This is a genomic window from Microbacterium sp. BWR-S6Y, from assembly GCF_041379845.1.
Taxonomy (GTDB): domain Bacteria; phylum Actinomycetota; class Actinomycetes; order Actinomycetales; family Microbacteriaceae; genus Microbacterium; species Microbacterium hydrothermale.
Window position 1 is genome coordinate 36,269 of sequence record NZ_JBFECV010000007.1, and the last position, 26,221, is coordinate 62,489.

Below are 26,221 nucleotides of genomic sequence, written 5' to 3' on the forward strand. Positions count from 1 at the left end.
GGGTGTCGGACCCTTCGACAGGCTCAGGGACCGACGGGTCTCAGCCGCGCAGGACGCGCTCGGTGATGCTCTTCCCACCGCGACCGACCGCGAGAAGGCCCGACTGCGCGAGCTCCTTCACGCCGAACGGCTCGATGGCCTTGAGGAACGCGCCGACCTTGCCGGAGTCGCCCGTGATCTCGATCACGATCGCGTCGGGGGCGTAGTCGACGACCGAGGCGCGGAAGAGGTTCACGACCTCGAGCACGTTGGAGCGGGTGGAGTTGTCGGCGCGCACCTTCACGAGGACGTGCTCGCGCTGGACGGATGCCGCGGGGTCGAGCTCGACGATCTTGATCACGTTGATCAGCTTGTTCAGCTGCTTCGTGACCTGCTCGAGCGGGAGGCCCTCGACGTCGACGACGACCGTGATGCGCGACAGACCCGGCACCTCGGTCACACCGACCGCGAGGGATTCGATGTTGAACCCGCGACGGGCGAAGAGACCGGCGACACGGGTCAGCAGACCCGGCTTGTCCTCGACGAGGAGGCTCAGAACGTGACGAGACATCTCAGTCCTCCTGCTCGGCGAAGGCGGGCGAGTGATCGCGCGCGTACTGGACGTAGCTGTTGCTGACGCCCTGCGGGACCATCGGCCACACCATGGCGTCGGCGCTCACGACGAAGTCGATCACGACGGGACGGTCGTTGGTGTCGAGCGCGAGCTGGATCGCGGCGTCGATCTCGTCTTCCTTCTCGACGCGGATCGCGAGGCATCCGTAGGCCTCGGCGAGCTTGACGAAGTCGGGGATGCGACGCGTGCCGTGTCCCGTGTTCAGGTCGGTGTTGGAATGGCGGCCGTCGAAGAACAGCGTCTGCCACTGGCGCACCATGCCCAGCGAGGAGTTGTTGATGATCGCGACCTTGATCGGGATGTCGTTGATGACGCAGGTCGCGAGCTCCTGGTTGGTCATCTGGAAGCAGCCGTCGCCGTCGATCGCCCACACCGCGCGCTCGGGCTGGGCGACCTTGGCGCCCATCGCCGCGGGCACGGCGTAGCCCATCGTGCCGGCGCCGCCGGAGTTGAGCCACGCGTTGGGGCGCTCGTACTTGATGAACTGCGCGGCCCACATCTGGTGCTGGCCGACGCCGGAGGCGTACACGCCCTCGGGACCGGTCAACTCGCCGATGCGCTGGATGACGTACTGGGGCGAGAGCAGACCGTCCGAGGTCGGGGTGTAGCCGAGCGGGAACTCCTCGCGGAGGCCGTTCAGGTACGTCCACCACTCGGCGTAGTCGTGCGGGTGCTCGGCATCGGCGGCGCGGAACGCGGCATCCAGGTCGACGAGGACCTCTTTCAGGTCGCCCACGATCGGCACGTCGGCCGTGCGGATCTTGGAGATCTCGGCGGGGTCGATGTCGACGTGCACCACCTGCGCGTTCGGGGCGAACAGCGAGGCCTTGCCCGTGACGCGGTCGTCGAAGCGCGCACCGAGAGAGACGATCAGGTCGCTCTCCTGCAGCGCGAGCACGGCGGGGACGGTGCCGTGCATGCCGGGCATGCCGAGGTGCTGCTCGTGCGAGTCGGGGAACGCGCCGCGCGCCATCAGCGTGGTCACCACGGGGGCGCCGGTCGCCTCGGCGAGCACCTTCAGCTCGGCCGACGCGTTGGCGCGGATCGCTCCGCCGCCCACGTACAGCACCGGCTTCTGCGCGGTGGCGAGCAGCTGGGCCGCGGCCTGGATCTGCTTGCCGTGCGCCTTGGTCACCGGGCGGTAGCCGGGGAGGTCGATCTTGGGGGGCCAGACGAAGGGCGCCTCGGCCTGCTGCGCGTCCTTCGTGATGTCGACCAGAACGGGACCCGGGCGACCGGTCGAGGCGATCTCGAAGGCCGCGGCGATCGCGCCGGGGATCTCCTCGGCCGTCTTGACCAGGAACGAGTGCTTGGTGATCGGCATCGTGATGCCGACGATGTCGGCCTCCTGGAAGGCGTCCGTGCCCATGAGGGTCGAGAACACCTGACCGGTGATGCACACCAGGGGCACCGAGTCCATGTAGGCGTCGGCGATCGCGGTGACGAGGTTGGTCGCTCCGGGACCCGAGGTCGCGATCGCGACGCCGACCTTGCCGGAGGCGGCCGCGTAGCCCTCGGCGGCGTGGCCGGCGCCCTGCTCGTGACGCACGAGGATGTGGCGGACGTGCTCGTCGTCCATGAGCGGGTCGTAGACGGGCATGATCGCCCCGCCCGGAAGACCGAACACGTCGGTGACGCCGAGCAGGTCGAGCGAGCGGACGACCGCCTGCGCCCCCGACATCACGGGCGCCGGAGCGGTGCGGGCAGGCGGCCGGGGCACGGCCGCCGTAGGGGAATCGATGGACATGGGAGTACCTCGAGAACCGGGAGAAGGTGAGAAGGGGATGGCCGTCAGCCCGTGACCGCGCCCTCCGCGGCGGAGTGCACGAGCTTGGAGTACTTGGCCAGAACGCCACGGGTATAGCGCGGGGGAAGCGGTTCCCAACCGTCACGGCGGGAACTCAGCTCGGCCTCATCGACGATCAAGTCGAGAGTGCGAGCGGCGATATCGACCCGTATCAGATCACCATCGCGCACGAAGGCGATGGGACCTGCGTCCACCGCTTCGGGAGCTATGTGGCCGATGCACAGGCCGGTTGTGCCGCCTGAGAATCGTCCGTCCGTCAACAGTAGTACATCTTTTCCGAGCCCCGCGCCCTTGATGGCCGCGGTGATCGCGAGCATCTCGCGCATGCCGGGGCCGCCCTTCGGGCCCTCGTAGCGGATGACGACGACGTCGCCGGCGGCGATTTCGCCCGCCTCGAGGGCGTCCATCGCGCCGCGCTCGCGCTCGAACACGCGGGCGGGACCCTCGAACACGTTGCCGTCGAAGCCGGCCGACTTCACGACGGCACCCTCGGGCGCCATCGAGCCGTGCAGGATCGTGATGCCGCCGGTCGCGTGGATCGGGTCGTCGAACGAGTGGATGACCTTACCGTCGACGGGGTCGGGGTTCAGGTCGGCCAGGTTCTCGGCGAGGGTCTTGCCCGTGACGGTCAGCGCGTCGCCGTGCAGGAGCCCCTCGTCGAGCATCGCCTTCATGATGACCGGGATGCCGCCGTGGCGGTCGACGTCGTTCATGACGTACTGCCCGAAAGGCTTCATGTCGGCCACGTGCGGCGTGCGGTCGCCGATGCGGTTGAAATCGTGCAGGTTCAGCTCGACCTCCGCTTCGTTCGCGATCGCGAGCAGGTGGAGCACGACGTTGGTCGAGCCGCCGAGCGCCATGGCGAGGGCGATGGCGTTCTCGAACGCCTCCTTGGTGAGGATGTCGCGCGTGGTGATGCCCTGACGCAGCAGGTTGACGACGGCCTCACCCGAACGGTGCGCGAAGTAGTCGCGGCGGCGGTCGGCGGACGGCGGGGCGGCGGAGCCGGGGAGGCTGAGCCCGAGGGCCTCGGCGACCGACGCCATCGTGTTGGCGGTGTACATGCCGCCGCACGCGCCCTCACCGGGTGCGATCGCGCACTCGATGCGCTTGAGGTCGGCCTCGCTCATCTTGCCCGCGAGGCACGCACCCACGGCCTCGAACGAGTCGATGATCGTGACGTCTTTCTCGGTGCCGTCGCTGAGCTTGACCCAGCCCGGGGCGATCGAGCCCGCGTACAAGAAGACGCTCGACAGGTCGAGACGAGCGGATGCCATGAGCATGCCCGGGATCGACTTGTCGCAGCCGGCGAGCAGCACGGAGCCATCGAGGCGCTCGGCCATCATGACCGTCTCGACGCTGTCGGCGATGACCTCGCGCGAGACGAGCGAGAAATGCATGCCCTCATGGCCCATCGAGATGCCGTCGGAGACGGAGATGGTGCCGAACTGCAGCGGGTATCCGCCGCCGGCGTGAACGCCCTCTTTCGCGCCCTGCGCGAGACGGTCGAGGCTGAGGTTGCAGGGGGTGATCTCGTTCCAGCTCGACGCGATGCCGATCTGGGGCTTGTCCCAGTCCTCGTCACCCATGCCGACCGCGCGGAGCATTCCGCGCGACGTGGTGGCTTCGATGCCATCGGTGACGACCCGACTGCGGGGCTTGATGTCGAATTCGCCGGTGTTCGGATTCTGCGGTGCGGGCATTCTCGAAGTCTATTGCGAGCCGCACGCGAGCGATGCCGAACGGGCGGCGAACGGAGGATTCATAGACGCACCGGACGGCCGTGTCCCCGCGCCCCGGCTACGCGCGCCGGCTACGCCCGCCGGACGGACCCCGCGCCCGCCGGACGAACCCACCCCGCGTGCGGGCGGCGCGACCTCGGCTCAGCGCGTGTGAGCGCGACGCAGCCGCGCGATCTGCTCCAACACCGCCACGAACGCGTCGATGTCGTCGACGCGCAGCGTCGCGGCCGTGTCGCCGCCGCCGACGCGCACGCCGAGATCGCCCGGCCGCAGCGACCGCAGGGCGTCCTCGTCGGTCACGTCGTCGCCGGCGAAGAGCACCGCGCTCGCCCCGAGACGCTCCCGCAGGTGCGCGACGGCGGAGTCCTTGCCCTCGTGACGGAACGAGAACTCGAGGATGTCGTGTCCGGTACGGCGTCGCCACGAGGGAGCCTCGGCGGCGAGGATCTCGTCGGTTGCCGCCCGCGCGGCGCGCGCGGTCTCGGCATCCGCCGTGCGCGTGTGCAGGCCGAGGCCGAACTGCTTCGGTTCGACGCGGACGCCCGGCAGGGCGGCGACGGCGTAGCGGATCTCGTTCGTCAAGCGATCGCGCAGGGCACGGTCGTCGGCGTCGTCGTCGGACTCCGCGGCGCCGGAACCCGGCTCCCACGACTCCGCGCCGTGCGAACCCATGAGCCACCACGGCGAGGCGTCGTCGTGCTCGGCGATGACGCGCAGGTCGGCGAGCGTGCGTCCCGACACCAGAGCGACCGTCGTCGCGGGGAAGGCAGCGAGCTCGTCGAGCGCGGCGCGCGCGCCGGGGGTCATGCGTGCCGACATCGGCTCGTCGACGAGCGGCGAGAGCGTGCCGTCGAAATCGAGCGCGATCAGCAGCGCCGCGGTGGTGGCGACGGCCTCGACGGCGGCGTCAGCGGCGGTCATGCGGCATCCTTCGTTCTGCGCCGGCGAGAACCGTCGCGAGGGCGTGGCTCATCCGGCATCCGTCTCGTCGATCGGCTCGCGCTCGGGGGTGGAGCCGTCGTCGTCGCGGGTCACCTCGGCGGCGGCCGCCGCGGTGGAGGCCTTCTCGTGGAACACCGACAGGGCCTCGAGGAAGTCCGCCGACCAGTCCTCGACGTCGTGGTCGCGCACGCGCTTGCGCAGCGCCCGCATGCGGCGACCCTGCTCGGCGGCGGGCATCTCGAGGGCGCGGACGATGGCATCCTTCATGCCGTCGATGTCGTGCGGGTTGATCAGCAGCGCACTGCCCATCTCGTCGGCGGCGCCGGCGAACTCGCTCAGCAGCAGCACTCCCCTGTTGTCGACGCGGCTGGCCACGTACTCCTTCGCGACGAGGTTCATCCCGTCGCGGAGCGCCGTGACGAGCATGATGTCGGCGGCGAGGAAGAGGGCCACCATCTCTTCGCGCGGGTACGACTGGTGCAGGTAGCGGATCGCGGTGTGGGTCGTGGTGTCGTGGTCGCCGTTGATGCGGCCGACGGTCATCTCGATCTCGTCGCGCAGCTGCACGTACGCCTCCACGCGTTCGCGGCTGGGGCTCGCGACCTGCACGAGGGTGGCGTCCTCGACCGTGGCACGGCCGTCTTCGAGCAGCTCACCCCAGGCCTTGAGGCGGTGACGGATGCCCTTGGTGTAGTCGAGCCGGTCGACGCCGAGCAGGATCTTGCGCGGATTGCCGAGGCCCTCGCGGATTTCTTTCGCGCGCTGCTGGATCTCGGGCTTCTGCGCGAGCTCGATGTAGGACTCCGCGTCGATCGAGATCGGGAACGCCTTGGCGAGGGCCACGCGCGTCGTCTCGCCCTCGGGGACCAGGATGCCGCTGGCTTTGGTCTCGTAGCGCAGCTGTCGGCGCACGGCGCGCGCGAAGTTGCCGGCGTCGGCGACGCGCTGGAACCCGATGACGTCGGCGCCGAGGAGTCCCTCGAGCACCTGCTTGCGCCACGGGAGCTGCGCGTAGAGCCCGTATGCGGGGAACGGGATGTGGTGGAAGTACCCGATCGTGAGGTCGGGGCGCAGCTCGCGCAGCATCTTCGGCACGAGCTGCAGCTGATAGTCCTGCACCCACACGATGCCGCCGTCGCCGGCGACCTCGGCCGCGGCCTCGGCGAAGCGCCGGTTGACCTTGACGTACGCGTCCCACCAGGCGCGCTTGTACGTCGGCGCGGCGATCACGTCGTGGTAGAGCGGCCAGATGGTGTCGTTCGAGAAGCCCTCGTAGTAGAGCTCCACGTCGGAGGCCGACAGCGTGACCGGGACGAGGTACGTGCCGTCGAACTCGAAGGGCTCGACGGTGGTGTCGGCCTGGCCGGCCCAGCCCACCCACGCACCCTCGGCGCGTCGCATCACGGGTTCGAGGGCGGTGACGAGACCGCCGGGCGAGCGTCGCCAGCCCTCACCGTCGGGGGTGCGGTCGACGGGCAGGCGGTTGGCGACGACGACGAAATCGGCCTGGGTCACAGGTCCTCCTCGGGGATCGTCCTCAGGCTAACAGCGGGCGATCCACCCGCACGGGGGATAGACGTCCCGCGCAGATCCACCCCTCGAGAAACGCCGCGCGTGCCGAGACACGGCGGCTCGCCGCGTGTCTCGGTCCGAACACCGTTTATCGGCGGGGTGAGCCGCGCTGTCAAGCAGCGGCATCCGCCCCCGCTCCTCGGTAGGTTGGGCGCATGCGGCAGTACATCTTCGGAACCGGTCTCCTCAGCGCCATCACCGGTGGCGTCACGCTCCTGCGCGGCCTCAAGAACGACGAGCCGTTCACGTGGCGCACGGCGCTCGCGTGGCTGAGCTGGGGCATCACGCTCGCTCTCGCTATCGGCGCCGTCGTCGACACCCGCCGCGCGCGCCGCGGCCGCGTCATCGCGGGCGACTCCCCCATCTCGAAGAAGCAGGAGAAGCTGTTCAAGAAGCGCCTCGCGCGCTGACCTGAAGATCTTGACGGATGCCACGGCCGGACGGTCGTGGCATCCGTCGTCTTCGCCGGGGGTGCCGGCACGTGTCGGCGAGTCGGGCTGTGCGGGGCGGGGCCGGCGCGCGTCGTCGGGTGCGGTGGTCGGGTGGGGGCCGGCGCGCGGCGTGCACAACTCAGGAACAACCGGCAGCACGACCTCGCCCAACCCCGGAGTTCCGCGGAAGCCGGGACGCGGCGAGACCGAATCTCCGGAGTTGTGCACCCCACCCCGCCCGCACCGGCCCGCTGCGCACCGGCATACCGACGCGCCGGCCAGCACGGGCCCGCCACCGCACCCGCCGGCGAGCGTCAGCGCGTGAGGATGAGCGCGTCGCCCTGACCGCCGCCGCCGCAGAGGGCGACCGCCGCCGTCCCGCCGCCGCGGCGGACGAGTTCGTGGACGGCGTGCACGACGAGGCGGTTGCCCGAGGCGCCGATGGGGTGTCCGATCGCGATGCCCCCGCCGTGCGGGTTGACGACCTCGTCGGAGAGGCCGAGTTCGGCCTGCGACCGGGCCACGACCGCTCCGAACGCCTCGTTGATCTCGACGAGATCGAGATCGGATGCCGCGATCCCCTGCTTCTGCAGGGCTTTCTCGATCGCCCGCGCGGGCTGCGCGTGCAGGGAGTTGTCGGGGCCGGCGACCTGGCCGGACGCCCCGACGACGGCGAGCACGTCCCAGCCGTTCTCGTCGGCGACCGAACGGGTCGTCACGACGACCGCGGAGGCTCCGTCGGAGATCTGCGAGGCGTTGCCCGCGGTGATCGACCCGCCCTCCGCGAAGGCGGGGCGCAGCTTTGCGAGGGTCTCGACCGTCGTGTCGGCGCGGATCCCCTCGTCGGCGCGGACGACGACGGGGTCGCCCTTGCGCTGCGGGATGGCAACCGGCACGATCTCGGCGTCGAACACCCCGGCGGCCTGCGCGGCGGCGGCGCGCTGGTGGGAGCGGGCCGAGACGGCATCCTGATCCTGGCGCGTGACCTCGTACCGGGCGTTCGCGCGTTCGGTCGAGGCACCCATGCTCTCGCGGTCGTACGCGTCGGTCAGGCCGTCGTAGGCCATGTGGTCGAGCACCTCGACCGAGCCGTAGGCGTAGCCCTCGCGCGAGTTCATCAGCAGGTGCGGGGCGCGGGTCATCGACTCCATGCCGGCCGCGACGACGACGGTGGCGTCGCCGGCGCGCAGCATGCGCGACGCGTCGATCACAGCGGTGAGCCCCGACAGGCACACCTTGTTGATGGTCGCGGCGTGCACGTCCCAGCCGATGCCGGCCTCGATCGCGGCCTGACGGGCGGCGTTCTGACCGACACCCGCCTGCAGCACCTGGCCGACGAGCACCGCGTCGACCCGGTCGGCGGGGATGCCGCCGCGCTCGAGCGCCCCGCGGATGGCCGCGGCGCCCAGCTGCACGGCGGTGAGCGGAGCGAGCTGCCCCTTGAGCCGGCCCTGCGGCGTGCGCGCGGCGGCGACGATGACGATGTCGTTCTCGGTGGTCATGCGTTCTGCTCCTCGGTGAGTCGGACCGTCAGCGGGGGCTCGGTGGCCTCTCGCACCTCGTCGACGCTCACCCCGGGGGCGGTCTCGACGAGCACCAGTCCATCCTCCGTCACATCGATGACGGCGAGGTCGGTGATGATGCGGTCGACGACCCCCTTCCCGGTGAGGGGGAGGGAGCAGGCGTCGACGATCTTCGGCGAGCCGTCCTTGGCGACGTGCTCCATGAGCACGATCACCCGCGCGGCTCCGTGCACGAGGTCCATCGCACCGCCGGGACCCTTGACCATCTTCCCGGGGATCATCCAGTTGGCCAGATCTCCGGATGCCGACACCTGCATGGCCCCGAGGATGGCCGCGTCGATCTTGCCGCTGCGGATCATGCCGAAGCTCAGGGCGGAGTCGAAGAACGCCGCCCCCGGCAGGGTCGTCACGGTCTCTTTGCCCGCGTTGATGAGGTCGGGGTCCACGGCGTCGTCGGTGGGGTAGGGACCGACGCCCAGGATGCCGTTCTCGGACTGCAGCACGACGGTGACGCCCTCGGGGACGTGGTTCGGCACGAGCGTGGGGAGGCCGATGCCGAGGTTCACGTAGGCGCCGTCGGTGAGTTCCTCAGCGGCGCGCGCCGCCATCTCGGTACGGGAGCGGGCCATGTCAGTTCTCCTTCACGGTCACGGCGGAGGTTCCTGAGCCTGTCGAAGGGACCGGCCCCGCGTCCGCGACAGACTCACGGACGGTGCGCTTCTCGATGCGCTTGGTGATGTCGGGGCCCACCTCGACGATGCGGTGGACGTACACGCCCGGGAGGTGAACGGCATCCGGGTCGATCTCCCCCGGCTCGACGAGGTGCTCGACCTGCACGATGCAGGTGCGACCGGCCATCGCGGCGAGCGGGTTGAAGCTGCGCGCCGCCTTGCGGAAGACGAGGTTGCCGTGCCGATCGCCCTTCCACGCGTGAACGAGCGAGAAGTCGGTGGTGATGGCCTCTTCGAGCACGAACTCGCGCGGCTGCCCGTGCACGTCGAAGGTGCGCACGTCCTTCACCGGAGAGGCCACGGCCACTCCCCCCGCGCCGTCGTACCGGCGGGGAAGTCCGCCCTCGGCGACCTGGGTGCCGACGCCCGTCTGCGTGTAGAAGGCGGCGATCCCCGATCCTCCGGCGCGGAGCTTCTCGGCGAGGGTCCCCTGCGGGGTGAGTTCCAGCTCGAGCTCGCCGGAGAGGAACTGCCGCTCGAACTCCTTGTTCTCGCCGACGTACGACGAGGTCATCTTGCGGATGCGGTGGGCTCCCAGCAGGATGCCGAGACCCCAGTCGTCGACTCCGCAGTTGTTCGAGACCACGGAGAGCTCGCTCGTCCCCTGCGCGAGCAGCGCCTCGATGAGGGCGATGGGGTTGCCGGAGAGGCCGAACCCGCCGACGGCGAGCGAGGCTCCGTCGGGGATGTCGGCGACGGCCTCGGCGGGCGAGGGCCAGGTCTTGTCGATCACGCGGACTCCTTCGTAACAGCGTCCTCCCACCGTGCGTCCCGGGTGCGTCCGGGCGCGAGCCGCGTCTTGTCATGTGGATGCCACCGGGCGTAGCGTCCACATGGTGGACACGCGCACGCCCCCTCCCGCCGCCTCCGACCCGCGACAGCCCTCAAACGCGGCATCCGGCGGCGTTCCGGGAGCGCAGGCCATCGCCCGCGCGGCACACCTGCTCCGCCTGGTCACCGCCGCGGGAGACGGGGGCGCCGCCGTCGGCGACCTCGCGCTCGACGCCCGCCTCACGCGCCCGACCGCGCACCGCCTGCTCAGCGCCCTGCGCGCCGAGGGGCTCGTCGACCGCGACGAAGCGACAGGACACTGGCTGCCGGGACCGGAGCTGTATCTGATGGGGAGCGTCGCGGCATCCCGATTCGACATCACCGCCACGGCGCGCGACATCGTGCGCTCGCTCGCCGTGCGGACGGAGGAGAGCGCGTTCCTCTCCGTGCGGCGCGGCGACGAGACGGTGTGCCTCGTGCGCGAGGACGGGAGCTTCCCGATCCGCTCGTTCGTGCTGTCGGAGGGCGTGCGCTTCCCGCTCGGGGTGGCCTCGGCGGGGCTCGCGATCCTCGCCTTCCTGCCGCCCCAGGATGTGGACGCCTATCTCGAGCGGCATCCGGAGCTCGTCGAGAAGTGGGGGTCGTCGCACTCCCCCGCGCGTCTGCGCGCGCGCATCGCCGACACCCAGGGTCGCGGGTACGCGGTCAATCCGGGGCTGATCGTCGAGGGCAGCTGGGGCGTAGGGGCCGCGGTGTTCACCCGCGCGGGCGACCCCCAGTGGGCGTTGAGTCTGACGGGCGTCGAGTTCCGCTTCGGCGGCGAGCGCCTCGCGGAGCTCGGACGCATCCTGCTCGCGCATGCGCACCAGCTGTCGACGCGGATCGCGGCGCGGTAGGGCATCCCGGTCCCACCGGGAGCGCCTCGCGGAGCTCGGGAGTCTCGCGGATCGCGGCGCGGTAGAGCATCCCGATCGCTCAACAGAGCACTTCCCCGCCCGATAGATACCCTATATATATAACAGGGGTATACTTATCCTCATGACCCGTGACGACGACCTGCAGAGACTCCTGCTCGCGGTGCACGCCCTGACGCGCATCGCGGCGATCGACACGCAGAACGACGCTCCCGCCGCGCAGTGGCGCACCCTGACGCTGCTGCGCGATCACGGCCCCCAGCGCCTGGGCGATCTCGCGACGCTGAGTCGCGTCAGCCAGCCCGGTATGACGCGACTGGTCCACCAGATGGATGCCGCCGGCCTCGTCGCACGCGCCGCTCATCCCGGCGACTCGCGCGTGAGCGTCGTCGCCGCGACCGATCAGGGCCTCGAGGCGCTGGAGCGGTGGTATGAGCAGTTCCGCGCCGCGCTCTCTCCGCACGTCGCCGACCTGTCGGACGACGAGTGGCAGGCGGTCGGCGTCGCCGCGGCGGCCCTGTCGTCGCGCGTCGGCATGGCGCCCCTGCGCCCGGGAGCGTCCACCGCGCCGGGCACGCCCGAGGCGGCGCATGCACCGAGGGCAGCGGTTGAGGCCGTGTCCACGGCATCCGGATCCGCATCCGCACCCCGCAGAACTTCCCCGAACAAGCAGAAGGAGGCCGTCCGGTGAGCACCGGTACCGCATCAGCACCCAGTGTCTGGAAACAGCCCGCTCAAGTGTGGGCCGTCGCGTTCGCGTGCGTCGTGGCATTCATGGGGATCGGTCTGGTCGACCCGATCCTCCCCGCCATCGCCGAGTCGCTGAAGGCGACGCCGGTCGAGACCGAGCTGCTGTTCACGAGCTACCTCGTGGTGACGGGCCTCGCGATGCTCGTCACGAGCTGGATCTCGAGCCGCATCGGCGCCAAAGCGACGCTGCTGGTGGGCCTCGGCCTCATCGTGGTGTTCTCGTTCCTGTGCGCGATCAGCGACAGCGTCGATGCCGTGATCGGCTTCCGCGCCGGGTGGGGGCTGGGCAACGCCCTCTTCATCTCCACGGCCCTGGCCACCATCGTCGGCGCGGCCTCGGGCGGAAGCTCCGCGGCCATCATCCTGTACGAGGCGGCCCTGGGCCTCGGCATCGCCGTGGGACCGCTGCTCGGCGGCATCCTGGGCGAGGTGAGCTGGCGCGGGCCGTTCTTCGGCGTCGTGGCGCTCATGGCGATCGCGTTCGTCGCGGTGCTCGTGCTGCTGCGCGGACCCGCCCCCGCGCGCAACCCGCTCCCCTTCAGCGCGCCCTTCAAGGCCCTCGGCCGCCCGGCGCTCGCGATCCTCGCGGCGACCGCGCTGTTCTACAACATCGGCTTCTTCACGCTGTTGGCGTTCTCGCCCTTCCCCCTCGGGTTCGGAGCGATGGGGATTGGCCTGACGTTCTTCGGCTGGGGCGTCGGGCTCGCCATCACGAGCGTGTGGGTCGCTCCGATCCTGCTTCGCCGTCTGCGCCTGACGACCGTGCTGTTGATCGCCCTGCCCCTGCTGGCGCTCGACCTTCTGGTTGCGGCGTTCATCGTGTCCTCGGCCGCAGCGCTCGTCGTGTGCATCATCGTGGGCGGCCTGGTGCTGGGCGTCGTGAACACCGCCCTGACCGAGGCGGTCATGGAGGCCACCGACCTGCCGCGCTCGGTCGCGTCGTCGGCCTACTCGGCGGTGCGCTTCCTCGGTGGTGCCGTCGCTCCCCCGCTCGCGGCGCTGCTCTGGCACGCCTACGGCGCCGGCGTGCCGTACGTGATGGCCGCGGTGTCGGTCGCGATCTCGGCCGTGTGCATCCTGGCCGGTCGTCGCCTGCTCGCACACGTCGACCACAGCCACGCGGATGCCGCGGACGAAGGCGCCGCCGTGCTCGTGGGCGACGCCGCCTGAGGCTCCTCTTCGAGAAAGGCCGCTCCCGCCTCGGCGGGGGCGGCCTTTCTCGTGTCGGGCTATCGTCCGTCGCTGCGCCGTACCTCTCGCACGACCGCACGCGCCCCCTCGGGGGACATGACGATCGAGTAGTGGTCCGCTCCCGCGACGCGCGTCGCCGAGCGCAGGCGCGCATACGCGCTCTCGATCGCCGCGAGATCGGGATACAGCGGCGGCACCTCCCCGCGCAGACCCCGTTCGGCCGCCAGGAGCCGGGTGGGTCGTGGCATCCGTTCGAGAGCGGTCGCGATCGCCGCGCCCGTGTTCTGGTCGATCGAGTCGGCTTCGACGGTGGAGAAGAGCGTCGCGGGACGCAGCTCCGGCTCCTCACCGACCAGGTCGTAGGCGAAATACGCGTCGAGCAGGGGGTCTTCGCGGCCGACGAACGCCGGGTGCGCGCGCCAGAAGTCGCGGTACGCCGTGGTGCTGCCGAAGCGCCTGTCGAGCCGAGCGGCCGTCGGGCCCAGCACGTGCCGCACCGCGTCGCGCGGATCCATCCCCTCGGGCAGATCGAGCGGCAGTCCGCCGTCGACGAGCACGACCCGCTCGACACGATCCGGATGCCGATCGGCCAGCACGGCAGTGATGAACGCCCCCATCGAATGTCCGACGGCGATCGCGCGGTCGACCCCCGCCGCGTCGAGGACCGCGACCAGGTCGTCGGCGTGCTGCGCCAGACCGGTGCGCCGTCCGGGCGCCGTGCTGCGGCCCCGGCCCCGCAGGTCGGGGGCGATGAGCCGCGCCTCCGTCTCGCGGGCGACCCACGACCACGCGAGGTGCGACGCGGTGACCCCGTGCACGAGCAGCCACGGCGTGCCCTCGGCATCCGGATGCCACTCCCCGACGTGCAGAGTCCCCTCCGGCACGGCGACGCGGTGGGTGCGGTCGGTGAGGGGCGCGGACTCGTCTCGCTCGGGCGCGGTGGTCGCCTCGTGGGCTCCCCTTCTTGCGGAGGAGGCGCTTGTCACGCCCGCAGCGGCGGTCGGTGTGTGCTCGACCGCCGGTTGGGGAACAACCTCTCCTTGTGCGTGCGGCTCGCTGTTCACGGCATCGGCGGGGGTCATGACGTCATCCTCGCGGTCGCGGGGTGGGAGCGCGAGGGGTGGAGGGGTGAGCGCCGCGGGGTCGTCGCCGGGGTCGGATGCGGGCGCGAGAGGTGCGGGTGATCACCCTGGCCTGATCGCCGTCGCTATGCCGTGGATCCAGCGCCTCGCGGGCGCCGGAGGCAATGTCGGAGGTCGGCGATACCGTCGCGACATGAACCTCTCGCCGCGCGGCAATGACCGGGTCGCCCCCGCCCCGCGCCCCCTCGCGTGCATGAAGGAAGATGACGACCTGAGCGAACTGTCCGCGGCGATCTGGAGCGACACTCCGCCGATGACGGACGACGAACTCCGCATCGCCGCCGACATCGCCTGGGCGGCCGAGCTCGGTCTGGACGACCCGGAGTGGCCTGTCGAAGCCGACGACGACGGACCGCCGGACACCGACACCGTCCCGCAGACCGTCGCTGACTGCCCTTCCCCCGGGGATGCCGCCGATGTCGCCCTGCGCTCCCTCGAGGCCGTCTCCCGCGAACGCCGTCGCGCCGCCGCGGAAGAATCGCGGCTGATCGCGCTCATCCTCGACGAGGCCACGGCGCACCCCGAGCCGTGGGTCGGTCCCGACCCGACCCTCGATCTCGACGCCGAAGACACGCGCCGTCGGAGTGCGGCGGCGATTCGGCGCGATCGGCTCGACATGGCGGAGCGAGCGGCCGTCGCCGAGATCGCCGTGCGTCTGCGGATCTCCGAGCAGACCGTGCGGATCCGCGCGGACCAGGCGCGGACGCTCCAGGCGCGCTGTCCGTCGACGTGGGCGACGTACGTCGCGGGAGACACGTCCGAGCGGCAGGCGTCCGAGACCGCTCGGCTCGCCGCGTCCCTCCCCGACGACGACGCCGCGGCGTGGCAGGCCTTCGACGCGGGCGCGGCTGACCGTGCCCGCCGCCTCACCCCCGCGCGCTTCGCGGTCTCGGCCCGTGCCCTCCGCGAGCGCGTGCACGGCGAATCACTCGAGGAGCGCCACCGTCGTGCGGCCCGTGATCGCGGCGTCTGGCTCACCGCCGAACTCGACGGCATGGCGACCCTCACCGCCCTCCTGCCCGCGGACCGCGCTCATGTGGCGATGTCGCGGATCGATCGCGCAGCGCGTCACCTCGCGAGCGTCCCCGACGAGGATCGCACCCTGGCCCAGCTCCGGGCCGACGCCTTCGCGCAGATGCTGACAGCGGATGCCGTCGCGATGGGCGAGACGCAGACGGTCCCTCCCCCCGAGACTTCTCGTGATGCTCACCGCGGCAACGGCGATCAGCCCGGCGTCGCCCCTCGACGCGCCGCGGCGTCCATCGTCGTCACAGTGCCCGCGCTCACCCTGCTCGGCGAGAGCGACGATCCGGCGGTCCTCGACGGTTACGGTCCCATCGACCTCGACACCGCCCGCCGCCTGGCCGGTGAGGCGACGTCGTGGGTGCGCCTTCTCACGCACCCGATGACCGGAGCCCCTCTCGCCCTCGACCGCACGACGTACCGCGTCACCGCGGCCCTGCGCCGCTGGCTCGGCGTCGCCTCTCCCACCTGCATCTTCCCCGGCTGCGGACGCTCCGCACGCGCCTGCGACATCGACCACCTCACGGCGTGGGCCGACGGCGGTCGCACGGACGTCGACAACCTCGAGCCGGAATGCCGACATCACCATCGACTCCGTCATGAAACCGCCTGGACGCCGACGCGCGACGCGCAGACAGGCGTCGTCACATGGCGGTCGCCGCGAGGGAACGAGACTGAGTCCGATTCACCGCCATTCTGACGAACGCGCGCCGCGCGGAACGAGACCGAGCCCGATCCGCCCCCGTTCCGACGAACGCGCGCCGCGCGGGAACAAGACCGAGCCCGATCCGCCGCCGCTGACGAACGCGCGCCGCGTCAGCTTTCCGCGTTGCCTTCGTTCCGCGCCGCGTCAGCGTTCCGCGCCGCGTCAGCCTTGCGCGCCGCGCACCTCCGCGACCCGCGTGATCAGCACATCCCACAACTGAGCGAAGCGCGCGTTCCACGGCGTCGCGAACGCCCCGTCCTCCCACCGCCTCCGCACGTCGTCGAGCGTCGCCCATTCGGCATCCAGAACTTCTTCGGGATCGATCCACGGAGTGGGCTCGCCCTCGACGGCGGCCGCCCACAGATCGAAGAGGGCACGCTCCTCCACGACGCGGCCGACGAGCACGAGATCGTCCGGTGCGAGGACGAGCCCCACCTCTTCGTCGACCTCGCGAACCGCCCCGCGACGGCTGGACTCGCCGCGCAGCGCGCTCCCCGCCGGGAACTCCCAGGCGAGCGGGTAGTCCTTCTGCGCGGCTCGCCTGCTCATCAAGACGCGCCCGGTCGACGAGACCACGCAGACGGATGCCACGATGTGGAACGACCCGGCCGGCACCGGGCCATCGCCACGACGATGGAGGGTTCCGGTGGGCGTGCCCTGGATGTCGGTCACGTCCCAGATCTCGTCATCGGCCATGAAACCACTCCCCTCCTATCGGAACACCTCGCCGCAAGACGTCTCTCCCCCGCGGCGCGTCTCGCGTCCTTCGAGGAGACTAGCGATCGCGCACGGTCCGAGTCCGGGGAAGACGCTGAGGAGCGTCAGGGCACGTACTCCTGCGAGGAGTAGTCGAGAGAGAGCCCGACCTCGATGGCGGAGTACGACTCCGACTCGATGGGCGTGTCCCGCAGCCGGCGGGCCTCCTCCAGCAGATCCTCCTCGGTGGCAGCACCCGCGTCGGTGTGGGCTCTGAAGGAGCGGCGCACGACGAGGACACGGCCGGCACCCTTGTCCGAGGACTCTTTCGCGCGAACGCGCGGCGGGGCCGAGAACTTCGCCCACGAGTCATTCGGTCGGCGTCGCTGCAATCCGCCGCAGCAGCGTCAGCAGGTCGGTCTGGGAGATCTCGACACTGTCGCGATCCGTCGAGGTGCGCACGACGATTCCCTCAGGCACGAGGGCGTGAATCTCATCGGCGAGGTTCTGGCGCGCGTCCCGCCGGTCCGCGTCGGAACGAAGCTGCGTGGCACGAGCCGCCTCCCGCTTCCGGTCTGCGACGACGGATTCGTCCCGCGTCATGACGATGGCCCGGGATGTCACAGCTGCGATCTCGACGCGCCCCTAGGTCAGCTTGTCCGGGACATTGGCGCGAACGCGGCGGGCCTCCTCCAGCAGCTCTTCCGGCTGGACGGGCTCTTCACCGAGTTGGCGGTACCCGGCACGGACCACCAGGACCAGTGTGGCTCCCCCGTCCCGGGCGCTTTTCGTGCGGATGCGGTGCGTGTGCCATCCGGACGGCTCCACGACAACCGGGTCGACGTGGACGGGGACCAGGAGGCGGCCTCGGCGGCCCATGTGCCCCGCTGATGTCCCCTCCTGCCGGTTCTGCATGGTCGCCACATCCGACGATGCCCGCGTGTTCGGCTCCGTCGCGGTGTTCCTCGACGGGTATCCGGTGACTGCCGGTCACGCACTCATCGTTCCTCTGGCGCACCGGCGCGACTACTTCGACCTCACCCTCGAGGAGCTGCTCGACACGGACCGCGCACTCACGACGCTCCGCGACGAGTTCGTGCGCACGGGGGTCACGGATTTCAACATCGGCTGGAACTCCGGCGCCGCGGCCGGGCAGACGATCTCGCACGCGCACTGCCACCTCATTCCACGACGTCCCGGCGACATGGAAGATCCCACCGGCGGTGTGCGCGGGGTCATCCCGGAGAAGCGTCTCTACGCGGCGGGCTCGTCGATGCGGGCGTAGGCCGCGGCCAGCAGCGGTGTGACGTCGACGCCGGCGGCCTGGCGGACGGAGATGGAGCTGCCGTTGATGTGCTCGATGCGCCGACCGAGCGCTTGAGCGTCGGCCACCGCGACTTCTCGCGCCCAGCGCAGGTCGTAGCTGCGCGAGTCGAAGACGAGGAACACCGCCGCGTCGAAGCCCCAGGTGCGAAACGGGCTGAATGCGTGCGAGCGCTTGTCGTCGGAGTCCACCAGGCGCGCTTTGACCTGGATGCGCCGGCCGTCGGCTGCGAGCAGGTCGAAGCTCTTCTCGCTGTTGGGAGCGAGCGTTCCCCCGTACGCGCGGACTGCAATGGTCTCGGCGAGGTCGCCGAGGGGTGAGTTTCGGGTGCGGATGAACCCGCGGGTGGTGAGCTCGTCGAGGACGCTGACGTAGGCGGCCAGCAACTCGCGGACGGTCAAGGCTCGTGGGTCGAAGGGCTGCGGTGTCCCCGGAATGCTCACGGGGTGAGCCTAGGCCCGACCGGTCTCGCCTGGGCGGCTCGCGGGCTGCGAGCCCCGACAGGGGGCCGGGGCTCGCAGCGGGTGAGGCTAGTTGAGGGTGAAGGTGCCGCGCCCGATCTCTTTCTGGCCGAAGTCGGTGGTCGCGATCAGATCGACGGGGGTCGTGGTGTCGCTGAGGGTGTAGGCGATGGCGTTGGAGGCCGTGCCGCCCTCCTTGATCTTGGCCATCTGCGATTCGAGGTACTGCTCGTCCGGCAGCATCGCCACCTGCAGCGGGTTCAGCACGTTCGGGTCGTTGTCCTGGAACGCGTTGAAGTAGAACATGAAGTCCATCGGGGTGACGTCGCGCTCGGACTGGTTGTTGGTGATGTCGTACCAGAACGCGATGACGGGGGCGGAGCCGTATTCGTTGCCGGTCTCGCCGACCTGGATGGTCTTCACGTCGGTGATCGTGATGGTGACGTCCTGCGCACGCAGGACACCGTCCAGGAACGACGCCTCGGCGGGGGCTTCCTGGATCGTGGAGCTGTCCACCGCGGTCGTCTGCGCGGGAGCCGGCGCTGCCGGCGCCGCGGTGGCGCCACCGGAGCAGCCGGTCAAGGTCAGGACGGCGATGCCGGCGGTGGCGATGAGCGTGGTGAGCGTCGAGGTGCGGCGCATGTGATCCCCCAGAGGTAGTGAATGGTGCCTCCTCAGAATCTCACAGGCCGCGCACAGGTTCTGACCAACGTACGCGTGTGCGGTCGGGGCAGGGCGCGCGGCGGCGGCGAGGTCCAGGAACTCCCGCTCGGCGTGCGCCATCGCCCGGAAGGTCGGCAGCCCCAGCCCGAGAGCATGAAGCCGCAGACCACCGTGACGACCGACGTACGGGGGGGGGTTCCTCACGGCGTGCTTCGCGGCGATGTGCGCCCGAACGCTCTCGCGCCAGCGCTGCCAGGCGAGGGAGAGCGTCATACCCGCGCTCTTGCGCTCGAGGACGGCGGCGATATGAGTGTCGACGGTCATGGCCATAGCCCAGCCATGCGCGGTGACCGGCGTCGGGTCCTCCAGCGCCGCGCTTGGCCGCGTGGCCCTGCCTGAACGACAGTCCGGTCGCAACAGCAGAGGGTTACGAGGAAAGCTCCTGGGCGACGATGGCGCCGTCGCGGTCGGTCACGGTGAAGCTGTTGTGGGTGCCCTCGACCACGTACGGGACCTCGTTCCCGCGGACAGCGAAGGTCACGCAGGTCTCCGGGGAGTCGGCGGACAGCTGAGCGTGGTCTGCCGCGATGTAGGTGGCCTTCACGGCGTAGCAGCTTTCGACGAAGATCCCCGCCGCGGCGCCGTCGATGACCCGAGTCAGGGTGGGAGCGATGTCGACGGTCGTTACTCGAGGGCGACTGTCAGCCTGCAGCGCGACGGGGATGGGCATGAACAGTCCCCCAGCCGAACCGGCATCCCACGCCTGCTGATACGCCTCCCGCCAGCTGTCACCGATCAGCGGCGAGGTCTTGAGCCACTCGCTGTGCGCATCGGCCGACTGGCCGAGGGAAGGACCGTCGAGGTACTCCTCGACGACCCACTTCGCCGCCTGCTGCTGGCCGGATTCGACAAGCGTGGGGTCGAGGGTCACGCTGTCCGCTGACGCCTCGATGTCCCCAGAGGTGCTGGACAGTTTCGCCGATTCCACCTCGCTGTATGGGGTGAGTGAGACGGCGCCGAGGTCCACAGTCAGGTGGCAGTAGGTACCTGCGTCGCCGGTCACCAGTCCGGACGCAGTGGCGGCACCGAGGTCCACCCCGGACACGTCGCACCCCTCCGTCGGTGAGCTCGCCGGCGCGGCTTCGCCAGAGGGCGCGGTGCACCCCGACAACAGCGATACCGCCAGAACCGGCGCGAGCAGAAGCGTGGCTCGATGTGACGTCATGGATCCCCCGATGGTCAGACTTCCTCGCAGAGTATCGGAGGGAAGCGGCCGCATAGGACAGGGCGCCCGCCCGCGCATGCGAATTGCGCCCCGCCCTTTTCCCCTCAGCGCGAGAAGTCGTCGGCTCGACATGACAGCCAGGTCCGGAGGGCGTTCTTGATAGCGATTAAGGTCTTCGATGTAGGCGCGAGGACGGTGGCGAGCGGGTGTCGACGGTCGTGGCCATAGCCCAGCCATGCGCAGTCCTCGTCTGAGGGGACACTCACCCGGAGCGCTACATTGAGCGAGTCATCGGGTGGACATCCGGTGGCACGATGCGGCGGGATCGAGGGGACGTGGCAGCGAGTCGAGTCTTCAGGCGCCAGGCGCGCTTGATGCTCCTGTGCGTCGTGCTGGGCTTCCTGATCGGGGCGCTCCCCGGAGTGCTGTACGTCCTGCTCGGGTGGTTCCCCGAAGCTGTCGCCCTGCACACTGAGAACCCCCACTTCACGGACCCGTCGACGACGGTGTGCACGTGGATCAGGGTGTACGGGGGCATTTTCGGCACCATGGGGGCGGCCGTCGGACTGGTCGTCGGGCTCGTTCCCATCGGAGGCTCCCGCGCAACGCGGGCAAAGATGACAGCCGCGGCCCGCCGTCCTGAGTGTCAGACGCTACCGCGCTCGTGACACTGAGGAGCCTCGCGACTCGAATGACCCACCGACGGTGAGTAGATTGTGGCCGTGCGCGACATCACCAAACCGATGACTCCTCAGCACCACCGGCGTGCATTGTGGGTGCTGGCATGGGTGCAGGCTGCGGCGGTGGTGGTTCTGGCGGTGGCATTCGGTCTCACCGTCCTCACGGCTGCCGTGGGGCCGGTCCTTCCGGTCGTCTGCAGCGTGCTGCTTGCCCTGCTGGGCGGGCAGCTCGCTTGGACGCTTCACCGGCTGACGCGTATTCCTCGCGCCTGAACGTCTCCGCCAGGGGTTCTAGCGCGTGAGCAGGTAGCCCGCGTACGTCAGCGCGCCCACCCCAGCACACCCGAGAGCAACGATGATCTGCCAACCTCCAGCGCGGAGGTTCGCGCCGAGCAAGCTGACCAGGCCTGCCAGCCACGGTACCGACGCGCGGGCCCGACGCGCACGCAGATGACGCCGCGACCGGGCACGACGGCTGACCGGTTGATCCATGTCGCGATCATGACACGACTACCGTGGGGCGCGCGTGACGAAGCCCCCGAGTGGTGGATTCGGGCGCGGCCGTACGCCTCCCCTCGAGCATGTCGAGGGCGGCGCCGAGCAGTTCGAGGGCGAGGTCGAAGAGCGCTCTCACCCTCGCGCACGCCCGTCCGGCACGCCGGAAGGAATGAACGTCGATACGCCCTGGACCCGGGTGCTCGGCACCGTGGGGACGAGGCGGTCTTGGTCACCGGGTAAGGGGGTCAGGTGAGCGGCAGGGAGAAGGAAGCCCCCGACGATCAGCAGGACTCCGCAGATGGCGGCGAACAGGGCGCGGCGAACGAGAGGAGGTGGCGCGGGGGTCATGGCGGGCTATGCGCCCTCACGCTCACTCGGCCCGGGGTGGGGACGAAGGGTGCGCAAGAGCTCGCGCGCGATGAGTACCGCCAGGACCGCGGTGATGATTCCAGCAGGCGAGGCGGAGGTCAGGCATGCGGCGGTCGCAGGGACGAGGACCACGAGCGCGAGGATGCACAGCAGGACCGTCAGGTTGCGGCTGGCCTGGTTCGGTGTCGTCATCGCGCGCGGGTCGGCATCGGTGTGCCGGTCTCATCGTCGATGAGGTGGAGGGCGTTTCCGTCGGAGGTGAGCGTGAGAGTGCGCTCGCGCCTAGCGACGTCGACGGTCACGCTCCCGTAGGTGTCGGGCGACCCGGGTTTGGTGTCGGGATATCGCAGCGCGCGAAACTGCTCCGCGGTGAGGGACACCCCGTAGGTGTCGCAGATCTGCGCGGCCCGCCGGTCGTTCGCCGGCAGGTACAACGCGCCTCCGACGAAGACCCACACCGTCACCGTGGCCAGGGTGGCTATCGACGCGGTGACAGCCAGACCTCGCGCTCGGCGCAGGTGCGCGATGAGGGCGCCGAGGACACCGACCGCGACGAGGAGTGCAAGCAGCGCGGTGAGCAGCCAGATGACGGCGGAGGACACTTCGGGCAGGTAAGGGGGGGGCCGACAGTCTCCGGCGCCGCTGCCTCGACGAGTTGGTCAAGGAACGGGAAGAGCAGAGCGGGGCCAGCTTCGCGCAGGCGCACAGCACCAATTCGCCTGACGACCTCTTTCGCGTGATGGGCGTACTGCGCGTAGCTCTGAGCCATAAGAGCTCCGGCAGCCACGGCGGCGCGCCGATTGGCAAGCCAGCGCGCAACAGCGTCGCCGATGGTGCTGTCCTCATGGAGTCCGTCGCTGGCGTGCATGGTCACCGCACGGAGCTTGCGGTCGAGTGCTGCTTCCACCTCGGCTTCTGTGGCGCCGGATGCCGTCAGCGAAACGAGCTCGCCGCCTAGGGTGCGCGCCTTCGAGCGGCCCTGGACGGTGCCGTTGCGCTGACGAAACGACGTCTTTCCTCGCGTGCCCGGCGGGAGCTGCGGCCTAGCCACGACGAGCCGCCTGAATAAAAGAGTGAACATCGTCAGCGGTATAGCGGACGGTGCGGTGCCCCAGCTTCACGAAAGCGGGTCCAGTCTTCGTGAGGCGCCAGTCCTCGAGGGTGCGGTGGCTGACGCCGAGGAGCCCGACGACCTCCCGCTGGGTAAGAAGGGCGGGCGGAGGGGACATGTTGACGGATGCGTTCATGGAGTGTCTATGCGCAGCGCCGGTGCGGAGCGGTGACACGTCGTAGATCAGCGAGCTTTCCAGGGGCCCGGTTTTGCGGACATTTCGCGGCCAGAACGCCTCTTTCGGCGACGGTGCACAGATCGTGGGAGCGCGCAAAAAAGCCCCCTTCCGCGTGATCGGGCGGAAGGGGGCTTTTTTAGCTGTGCACCCCCTGGGACTCGAACCCAGAACCCACTGATTAAGAGTCAGTTGCTCTGCCGATTGAGCTAGAGGTGCGTTCCGTTCGGCGTGAAAATCGCTCTCCGCGCCGAGGAATTACGTTACCAGGCGTGACGCGAGCACACCAAATCGAGCCAGGAACGCCGGTTATCCTGGTGCCGTGTCCCGCATCGAAGAGCCCGCCGCGACCCCCGCGGACCCGACCGACGATCTCGCACTCGCCCTCCGTATCGCCGACGCGGCCGACGCGGTCGCCATGGCACGGTTCGACGCCGCAGATCTGCGCATCGACACCAAGCCCGACCGCACGCACGTCACCGAGGCCGACCTCGAGACCGAGCGGGCGATCCGTCGGATCTTGGATGCCGAACGCCCGGACGACGCGATCCTGGGTGAGGAATTCGGCGCTTCGGGTGAAACCTCTCGACGCTGGGTGATCGATCCCATCGACGGGACGCACAACTACATGCGCGGTATCCCCGTGTGGGCCACCCTCATCGCCTTGACCGTCGACGGCATCCCGACCGTCGGAGTGGTCAGTCAGCCCGCGATCGGCCGACGGTGGTGGGCGGCCACCGGACACGGCGCGTGGACGACCACCGCCACCGGCGAGACGCGTCGCATCCGCGTGTCGGGGATCGACGACGTCGCCGCCTCCAGCATCAGCTTCCAGAGCATCGAGCAGTGGGACGACGTCGACCTCGTCCCCACCCTCGAACGCCTCACCCGCGCGGTGTGGCGTGACCGCGCCTACGGCGACGCCCTCCCGTACATGTGGCTCGCCGAGGGGCGACTCGAGCTCGTCGCCGAGTTCGGGGTGAAGGAGTACGACATCGCCGCGATCGCCCCGATCGTGCGCGAGGCCGGAGGTCGCTTCACCGCGTTCGACGGAACCGACCGACTCGACGCCGAGTCGTCGCTCGCGACGAACGGCGTGCTGCACGACGCGTTCTTCTCGCTGCTGCACGAGGGAGAGGGCTCGTGATGCGCCGCACTCGCACCCGTCCCACCCGTTCACGCGCCGCCGTCCTGGCGACGACCGGCGCTCTCGCGATGCTCGCGCTGGCGGGGTGCTCCTCCCCCGCCCCGCAAGAGGCCGCGCCGTCTCCGGCCGCCCCCTCGCAGGGCGCGGACAGCGACACGAACACCCCCGAGCCCTCGGCCTCGACGACCGACGCGCCCTCCACGGCGGACCCGACGTGCGAGAACATCATTCCCCAGGCCACGGCGGACGACTTCACGAGCCTCGGATGGACCTACCAGAAGGAGGACTTCCGCGTCGGAGCGACTGCTCTCGAGGGTGGCATCCAGTGCAAGTGGGGCGACACGAAGATCGCCTCGGATCGCGTGCAGATCTTCGGATGGGCCCCCATCGACGACGACGAGGCGCGCACCGCGCAGAAGGACCTCGTGGCGGCCGGGTGGAAGGTCGAGAAGGATGCCACGGGCACCTACGTGACCGAGAACCCCGATTGGCTCAACGGCCGGGGCGCCGAGGGCTACGGACTGACGTACTTCTTCGGCGACGGCTACGTGAAGCTGGCCGACACGCGTCAGAGCCTGATCCTCGTCGAGGGCCCGCGCTGACCGACCGGCGCCGTCGCCGCGAGGAGGCGCGCGGGCCGAAGCCCGAACCTCGACGAGGGCCCGCGCCGACCCGGACCTTCGCCTGACCCGTCCGCAGCATCACCGGTAGGGATTCCGCGCGTCGGCCTCGCGCGCCGCCGAGAAGCCCTCGTCCCACGCGTCGCCTCGCGCCTCGACGTCGCGCCACAGGGCATCGGCCTGCAGCACCCGCTGGGCGAACGCCACCCAGTCGGTCCAGGCTGCGGTGATGCGCGCGGCATCCGTCCCGCCCGCAGCGGCACCGCTCGGAGCGGCACTGCTGGGAGCGGCGCTGCTCGGAGCACGACGGCCCAGCGCGTCCGGGCGCGGAGCCGCACTGCTCGGAGCACCACAGCCCAGAGCGTCCGGGCCCGGAGCCCCAAGGCCCGGATGAGCACGTCCCGGGTCCTGCTCCGCGGTCCACGTCGACGCGTCGGGAGTGGGAGCGAGGTGGAACGGACCGACGTCGATGCGGAGGGCGCGGGGGTCTGGCATCCTCCGACGCTAGGCGGCGCGGGGTCGGTGGGGCAATGGCCGGGTGCGTGACCGGGCGGACGGCAGGAAACGTCGGCGGCAGCACCTGACCGGGTCCGCCGGCGGCGATACGACGGGCTCTCCCGTACGCTGGACCCTCGTGGCTATCGGCGCGACCATTCACACGTTCACCGTGCAGCTCTCCGACGTCGATCGCGGCGTCTACGACGAACTGCAACTGCGGGTCGCGCGGCATCCGTCCGAAACCGCTCCGTACATGCTGACCCGGGTGCTGGCCTACTGCCTCGAATACGAGGAGGGCATCGCCTTCAGCGAGGGCGTCGCCGCGACCGACGAACCCGCGGTCATGGTGCGCGATCTCACGGGCGCCCTCGTCGCGTGGGTCGAGGTGGGGGCTCCGGATGCCGCCCGCCTGCACACCGGGAGCATGAAGGCCGAGCGGGTCGCGGTCTACACGCACCGCGATCCCGACAAGGTGGCCGCGGCGTGGGCGGGGAAGCGCATCCACCGCGGCGACGAGGTGCTGCTGCACAGTTTCGAGCCCGGCTTCGTCGAGAACCTCGCGAAGGCCATCGAACGCCGCAACACCGCCACCCTCACGCGCACCGAGGGACGGGTCTGGCTCGAGCTGAACGGCGCGGCGGGCGAGAGCGACGTCCACACGCGCGCAGCGGCCTGACCGGAGCGCGTAAGAGCACCGCGGCCCGACGGGAGGGCACGCGCACGACGGCCTGAGCGACGTCCACACGCGCGCGGCGGCCCGACGGGCAAGCACACGCGCACCGCGCCTGACCGGCGCACACGCGCGCACCCGCCGCCTCACGGCGACTCCGCACACGAAAAGCCCCCGCCCCCGCCGAAACGGGCGGGGACAGGGGCTTCTCGCGAACTCGACCGTG

The 26,221-nt window shown here is 70.3% G+C and carries 29 protein-coding genes and 1 tRNA gene; 11 read left to right on the plus strand and 19 right to left on the minus strand.

Features of this window, described 5'->3' with window-relative positions; all coding sequences use genetic code 11:
• Window positions 1-40: 40 nt before the first annotated feature.
• The 5 genes from ilvN to otsA form a co-directional block, all read right to left on the minus strand.
• Window positions 41-550, minus strand: coding sequence for an acetolactate synthase small subunit (gene ilvN, locus AB1K56_RS14580; RefSeq protein WP_371206230.1), 510 nt, complete (start codon window positions 548-550; stop codon window positions 41-43).
• A gap of 1 nt (window position 551) precedes the next feature.
• A complete protein-coding gene (locus AB1K56_RS14585) occupies window positions 552-2,360 on the minus strand; it encodes an acetolactate synthase large subunit (RefSeq protein ID WP_371206231.1) in 1,809 nt (602 codons plus the stop codon).
• Window positions 2,361-2,404: 44 nt separating this feature from the next.
• The gene (gene ilvD, locus AB1K56_RS14590) at window positions 2,405-4,123 is read right to left on the minus strand and encodes a dihydroxy-acid dehydratase (RefSeq protein WP_136585398.1); all 1,719 of its coding nucleotides are present in this window, start codon (window positions 4,121-4,123) and stop codon (window positions 2,405-2,407) included.
• A 180-nt stretch (window positions 4,124-4,303) separates the two neighbouring features.
• Complete coding sequence (gene otsB, locus AB1K56_RS14595) at window positions 4,304-5,083, minus strand: trehalose-phosphatase (RefSeq protein ID WP_371206232.1); 780 nt, start codon at window positions 5,081-5,083, stop codon at window positions 4,304-4,306.
• Window positions 5,084-5,131: 48 nt separating this feature from the next.
• Complete coding sequence (gene otsA / locus AB1K56_RS14600; protein WP_371206233.1) at window positions 5,132-6,619, minus strand: alpha,alpha-trehalose-phosphate synthase (UDP-forming); 1,488 nt, start codon at window positions 6,617-6,619, stop codon at window positions 5,132-5,134.
• Window positions 6,620-6,831: 212 nt separating this feature from the next.
• On the opposite strand from otsA, the gene AB1K56_RS14605 reads away from it, so the two are divergent.
• A complete protein-coding gene (locus tag AB1K56_RS14605) occupies window positions 6,832-7,086 on the plus strand; it encodes a protein BatD (RefSeq protein WP_136585396.1) in 255 nt (84 codons plus the stop codon).
• Between the two features lie 335 nt (window positions 7,087-7,421).
• Here the strand turns inward: AB1K56_RS14605 and AB1K56_RS14610 are convergent, their stop codons facing one another.
• The 3 genes from AB1K56_RS14610 to AB1K56_RS14620 are packed head-to-tail and all read right to left on the minus strand — an operon-like array spanning window position 7,422 to window position 10,094.
• The gene (locus AB1K56_RS14610; RefSeq protein WP_371206234.1) at window positions 7,422-8,609 is read right to left on the minus strand and encodes an acetyl-CoA C-acetyltransferase; all 1,188 of its coding nucleotides are present in this window, start codon (window positions 8,607-8,609) and stop codon (window positions 7,422-7,424) included.
• Window positions 8,606-9,259 carry a CoA transferase subunit B gene (locus AB1K56_RS14615; protein ID WP_371206235.1) on the minus strand — a complete coding sequence of 218 codons (654 nt, stop codon included), beginning with the start codon at window positions 9,257-9,259 and terminating at the stop codon, window positions 8,606-8,608. Before AB1K56_RS14615 ends, AB1K56_RS14610 begins: the two co-directional genes overlap by 4 nt.
• A gap of 1 nt (window position 9,260) precedes the next feature.
• Window positions 9,261-10,094 carry a CoA transferase subunit A gene (locus AB1K56_RS14620; RefSeq protein ID WP_371206236.1) on the minus strand — a complete coding sequence of 278 codons (834 nt, stop codon included), beginning with the start codon at window positions 10,092-10,094 and terminating at the stop codon, window positions 9,261-9,263.
• 100 nt (window positions 10,095-10,194) lie between these two features.
• On the opposite strand from AB1K56_RS14620, the gene AB1K56_RS14625 reads away from it, so the two are divergent.
• The 3 genes from AB1K56_RS14625 (at window position 10,195) to AB1K56_RS14635 (ending at window position 12,966) form a co-directional block, all read left to right on the plus strand.
• Complete coding sequence (locus AB1K56_RS14625) at window positions 10,195-11,028, plus strand: IclR family transcriptional regulator (RefSeq protein ID WP_371206237.1); 834 nt, start codon at window positions 10,195-10,197, stop codon at window positions 11,026-11,028.
• A 142-nt stretch (window positions 11,029-11,170) separates the two neighbouring features.
• On the plus strand, window positions 11,171-11,737 hold the full coding sequence (locus tag AB1K56_RS14630) for a MarR family winged helix-turn-helix transcriptional regulator (protein WP_371206238.1): 567 nt from the start codon (window positions 11,171-11,173) through the stop codon (window positions 11,735-11,737).
• Window positions 11,734-12,966, plus strand: a complete 1,233-nt coding sequence (locus AB1K56_RS14635; protein ID WP_371206239.1) for an MFS transporter — start codon at window positions 11,734-11,736, stop codon at window positions 12,964-12,966. The genes AB1K56_RS14630 and AB1K56_RS14635 overlap by 4 nt, the downstream gene beginning before the upstream one ends.
• A gap of 59 nt (window positions 12,967-13,025) precedes the next feature.
• On the opposite strand, the gene AB1K56_RS14640 is transcribed toward AB1K56_RS14635, so the two are convergent.
• A complete protein-coding gene (locus AB1K56_RS14640; protein WP_371206240.1) occupies window positions 13,026-14,069 on the minus strand; it encodes an alpha/beta fold hydrolase in 1,044 nt (347 codons plus the stop codon).
• A 193-nt stretch (window positions 14,070-14,262) separates the two neighbouring features.
• On the opposite strand from AB1K56_RS14640, the gene AB1K56_RS14645 reads away from it, so the two are divergent.
• The gene (locus AB1K56_RS14645; RefSeq protein ID WP_371206241.1) at window positions 14,263-15,852 is read left to right on the plus strand and encodes a DUF222 domain-containing protein; all 1,590 of its coding nucleotides are present in this window, start codon (window positions 14,263-14,265) and stop codon (window positions 15,850-15,852) included.
• A 168-nt stretch (window positions 15,853-16,020) separates the two neighbouring features.
• Here the strand turns inward: AB1K56_RS14645 and AB1K56_RS14650 are convergent, their stop codons facing one another.
• From AB1K56_RS14650 to AB1K56_RS14660, 3 genes are all read right to left on the minus strand, one after another.
• Window positions 16,021-16,554: an NUDIX domain-containing protein gene (locus tag AB1K56_RS14650; RefSeq protein WP_371206242.1), complete on the minus strand. Its 534-nt coding sequence runs from the start codon at window positions 16,552-16,554 to the stop codon at window positions 16,021-16,023.
• Window positions 16,555-16,679: 125 nt separating this feature from the next.
• Complete coding sequence (locus tag AB1K56_RS14655; protein ID WP_371206243.1) at window positions 16,680-16,844, minus strand: hypothetical protein; 165 nt, start codon at window positions 16,842-16,844, stop codon at window positions 16,680-16,682.
• A 79-nt stretch (window positions 16,845-16,923) separates the two neighbouring features.
• Entirely contained in the window at window positions 16,924-17,178 is a 255-nt protein-coding gene (locus AB1K56_RS14660; RefSeq protein ID WP_371206244.1) for a hypothetical protein, read from the minus strand.
• Between the two features lie 316 nt (window positions 17,179-17,494).
• On the opposite strand from AB1K56_RS14660, the gene AB1K56_RS14665 reads away from it, so the two are divergent.
• Window positions 17,495-17,839, plus strand: a complete 345-nt coding sequence (locus AB1K56_RS14665) for an HIT family protein (protein ID WP_371206245.1) — start codon at window positions 17,495-17,497, stop codon at window positions 17,837-17,839.
• Here AB1K56_RS14665 and AB1K56_RS14670 read toward each other — a convergent pair.
• The 3 genes from AB1K56_RS14670 to AB1K56_RS14680 all read right to left on the minus strand — a co-directional run bounded on the left by AB1K56_RS14670 (window position 17,809) and on the right by AB1K56_RS14680 (window position 20,107).
• A complete protein-coding gene (locus AB1K56_RS14670) occupies window positions 17,809-18,321 on the minus strand; it encodes a hypothetical protein (RefSeq protein ID WP_371206246.1) in 513 nt (170 codons plus the stop codon). The genes AB1K56_RS14665 and AB1K56_RS14670 overlap by 31 nt on opposite strands.
• An 87-nt stretch (window positions 18,322-18,408) precedes the next feature.
• Window positions 18,409-19,326: a DUF5067 domain-containing protein gene (locus AB1K56_RS14675; RefSeq protein ID WP_371206247.1), complete on the minus strand. Its 918-nt coding sequence runs from the start codon at window positions 19,324-19,326 to the stop codon at window positions 18,409-18,411.
• Window positions 19,327-19,429: 103 nt separating this feature from the next.
• The gene (locus AB1K56_RS14680) at window positions 19,430-20,107 is read right to left on the minus strand and encodes a hypothetical protein (RefSeq protein WP_371206248.1); all 678 of its coding nucleotides are present in this window, start codon (window positions 20,105-20,107) and stop codon (window positions 19,430-19,432) included.
• Window positions 20,108-20,616: 509 nt separating this feature from the next.
• Between AB1K56_RS14680 and AB1K56_RS14685 the strand changes: the two genes are divergently transcribed.
• Together AB1K56_RS14685 and AB1K56_RS14690 are read left to right on the plus strand one after the other, a co-directional pair.
• Complete coding sequence (locus AB1K56_RS14685; RefSeq protein WP_371206249.1) at window positions 20,617-20,895, plus strand: hypothetical protein; 279 nt, start codon at window positions 20,617-20,619, stop codon at window positions 20,893-20,895.
• A gap of 54 nt (window positions 20,896-20,949) precedes the next feature.
• Window positions 20,950-21,180 carry a hypothetical protein gene (locus tag AB1K56_RS14690; RefSeq protein WP_371206250.1) on the plus strand — a complete coding sequence of 77 codons (231 nt, stop codon included), beginning with the start codon at window positions 20,950-20,952 and terminating at the stop codon, window positions 21,178-21,180.
• A 782-nt stretch (window positions 21,181-21,962) separates the two neighbouring features.
• On the opposite strand, the gene AB1K56_RS14695 is transcribed toward AB1K56_RS14690, so the two are convergent.
• The 3 genes from AB1K56_RS14695 to AB1K56_RS14705 form a co-directional block, all read right to left on the minus strand.
• Entirely contained in the window at window positions 21,963-22,376 is a 414-nt protein-coding gene (locus tag AB1K56_RS14695) for a hypothetical protein (RefSeq protein WP_371206251.1), read from the minus strand.
• Window positions 22,377-22,817: 441 nt separating this feature from the next.
• Window positions 22,818-23,021, minus strand: a complete 204-nt coding sequence (locus tag AB1K56_RS14700; protein WP_371206252.1) for a helix-turn-helix transcriptional regulator — start codon at window positions 23,019-23,021, stop codon at window positions 22,818-22,820.
• Window positions 23,022-23,206: 185 nt separating this feature from the next.
• Window positions 23,207-23,279, minus strand: a tRNA-Lys gene (locus AB1K56_RS14705).
• Window positions 23,280-23,382: 103 nt separating this feature from the next.
• Between AB1K56_RS14705 and AB1K56_RS14710 the strand changes: the two genes are divergently transcribed.
• Together AB1K56_RS14710 and AB1K56_RS14715 are read left to right on the plus strand one after the other, a co-directional pair.
• A complete protein-coding gene (locus AB1K56_RS14710; RefSeq protein ID WP_295779103.1) occupies window positions 23,383-24,207 on the plus strand; it encodes an inositol monophosphatase family protein in 825 nt (274 codons plus the stop codon).
• Window positions 24,204-24,809 carry a hypothetical protein gene (locus tag AB1K56_RS14715; RefSeq protein ID WP_371206253.1) on the plus strand — a complete coding sequence of 202 codons (606 nt, stop codon included), beginning with the start codon at window positions 24,204-24,206 and terminating at the stop codon, window positions 24,807-24,809. Before AB1K56_RS14710 ends, AB1K56_RS14715 begins: the two co-directional genes overlap by 4 nt.
• Before the next feature lie 99 nt (window positions 24,810-24,908).
• Here the strand turns inward: AB1K56_RS14715 and AB1K56_RS14720 are convergent, their stop codons facing one another.
• Window positions 24,909-25,322, minus strand: a complete 414-nt coding sequence (locus AB1K56_RS14720; RefSeq protein WP_371206254.1) for a hypothetical protein — start codon at window positions 25,320-25,322, stop codon at window positions 24,909-24,911.
• Window positions 25,323-25,461: 139 nt separating this feature from the next.
• Between AB1K56_RS14720 and AB1K56_RS14725 the strand changes: the two genes are divergently transcribed.
• Window positions 25,462-26,001: a YaeQ family protein gene (locus AB1K56_RS14725; RefSeq protein WP_371206255.1), complete on the plus strand. Its 540-nt coding sequence runs from the start codon at window positions 25,462-25,464 to the stop codon at window positions 25,999-26,001.
• The last annotated feature ends 220 nt before the right edge of the window (window positions 26,002-26,221 follow it).

What these genes read in the sequence shown, in the direction of transcription:
- AB1K56_RS14720 (WP_371206254.1), bottom strand. Translation starts at nt 25,322, where the DNA reads ATGCCAGACCCCCGCGCCCTCCGCATCGACGTCGGTCCGTTCCACCTC.
- AB1K56_RS14640 (WP_371206240.1), bottom strand. Translation starts at nt 14,069, where the DNA reads ATGACCCCCGCCGATGCCGTGAACAGCGAGCCGCACGCACAAGGAGAG.
- otsB (WP_371206232.1), bottom strand. Translation starts at nt 5,083, where the DNA reads ATGACCGCCGCTGACGCCGCCGTCGAGGCCGTCGCCACCACCGCGGCG.
- AB1K56_RS14625 (WP_371206237.1), top strand. Translation starts at nt 10,195, where the DNA reads ATGGTGGACACGCGCACGCCCCCTCCCGCCGCCTCCGACCCGCGACAG.
- ilvD (WP_136585398.1), bottom strand. Translation starts at nt 4,123, where the DNA reads ATGCCCGCACCGCAGAATCCGAACACCGGCGAATTCGACATCAAGCCC.
- AB1K56_RS14645 (WP_371206241.1), top strand. Translation starts at nt 14,263, where the DNA reads ATGAACCTCTCGCCGCGCGGCAATGACCGGGTCGCCCCCGCCCCGCGC.
- AB1K56_RS14650 (WP_371206242.1), bottom strand. Translation starts at nt 16,554, where the DNA reads ATGGCCGATGACGAGATCTGGGACGTGACCGACATCCAGGGCACGCCC.
- AB1K56_RS14615 (WP_371206235.1), bottom strand. Translation starts at nt 9,259, where the DNA reads ATGGCCCGCTCCCGTACCGAGATGGCGGCGCGCGCCGCTGAGGAACTC.
- AB1K56_RS14610 (WP_371206234.1), bottom strand. Translation starts at nt 8,609, where the DNA reads ATGACCACCGAGAACGACATCGTCATCGTCGCCGCCGCGCGCACGCCG.
- AB1K56_RS14700 (WP_371206252.1), bottom strand. Translation starts at nt 23,021, where the DNA reads ATGAACGCATCCGTCAACATGTCCCCTCCGCCCGCCCTTCTTACCCAG.
- ilvN (WP_371206230.1), bottom strand. Translation starts at nt 550, where the DNA reads ATGTCTCGTCACGTTCTGAGCCTCCTCGTCGAGGACAAGCCGGGTCTG.
- AB1K56_RS14630 (WP_371206238.1), top strand. Translation starts at nt 11,171, where the DNA reads ATGACCCGTGACGACGACCTGCAGAGACTCCTGCTCGCGGTGCACGCC.
- AB1K56_RS14675 (WP_371206247.1), bottom strand. Translation starts at nt 19,326, where the DNA reads ATGACCGTCGACACTCATATCGCCGCCGTCCTCGAGCGCAAGAGCGCG.
- AB1K56_RS14605 (WP_136585396.1), top strand. Translation starts at nt 6,832, where the DNA reads ATGCGGCAGTACATCTTCGGAACCGGTCTCCTCAGCGCCATCACCGGT.
- AB1K56_RS14585 (WP_371206231.1), bottom strand. Translation starts at nt 2,360, where the DNA reads ATGTCCATCGATTCCCCTACGGCGGCCGTGCCCCGGCCGCCTGCCCGC.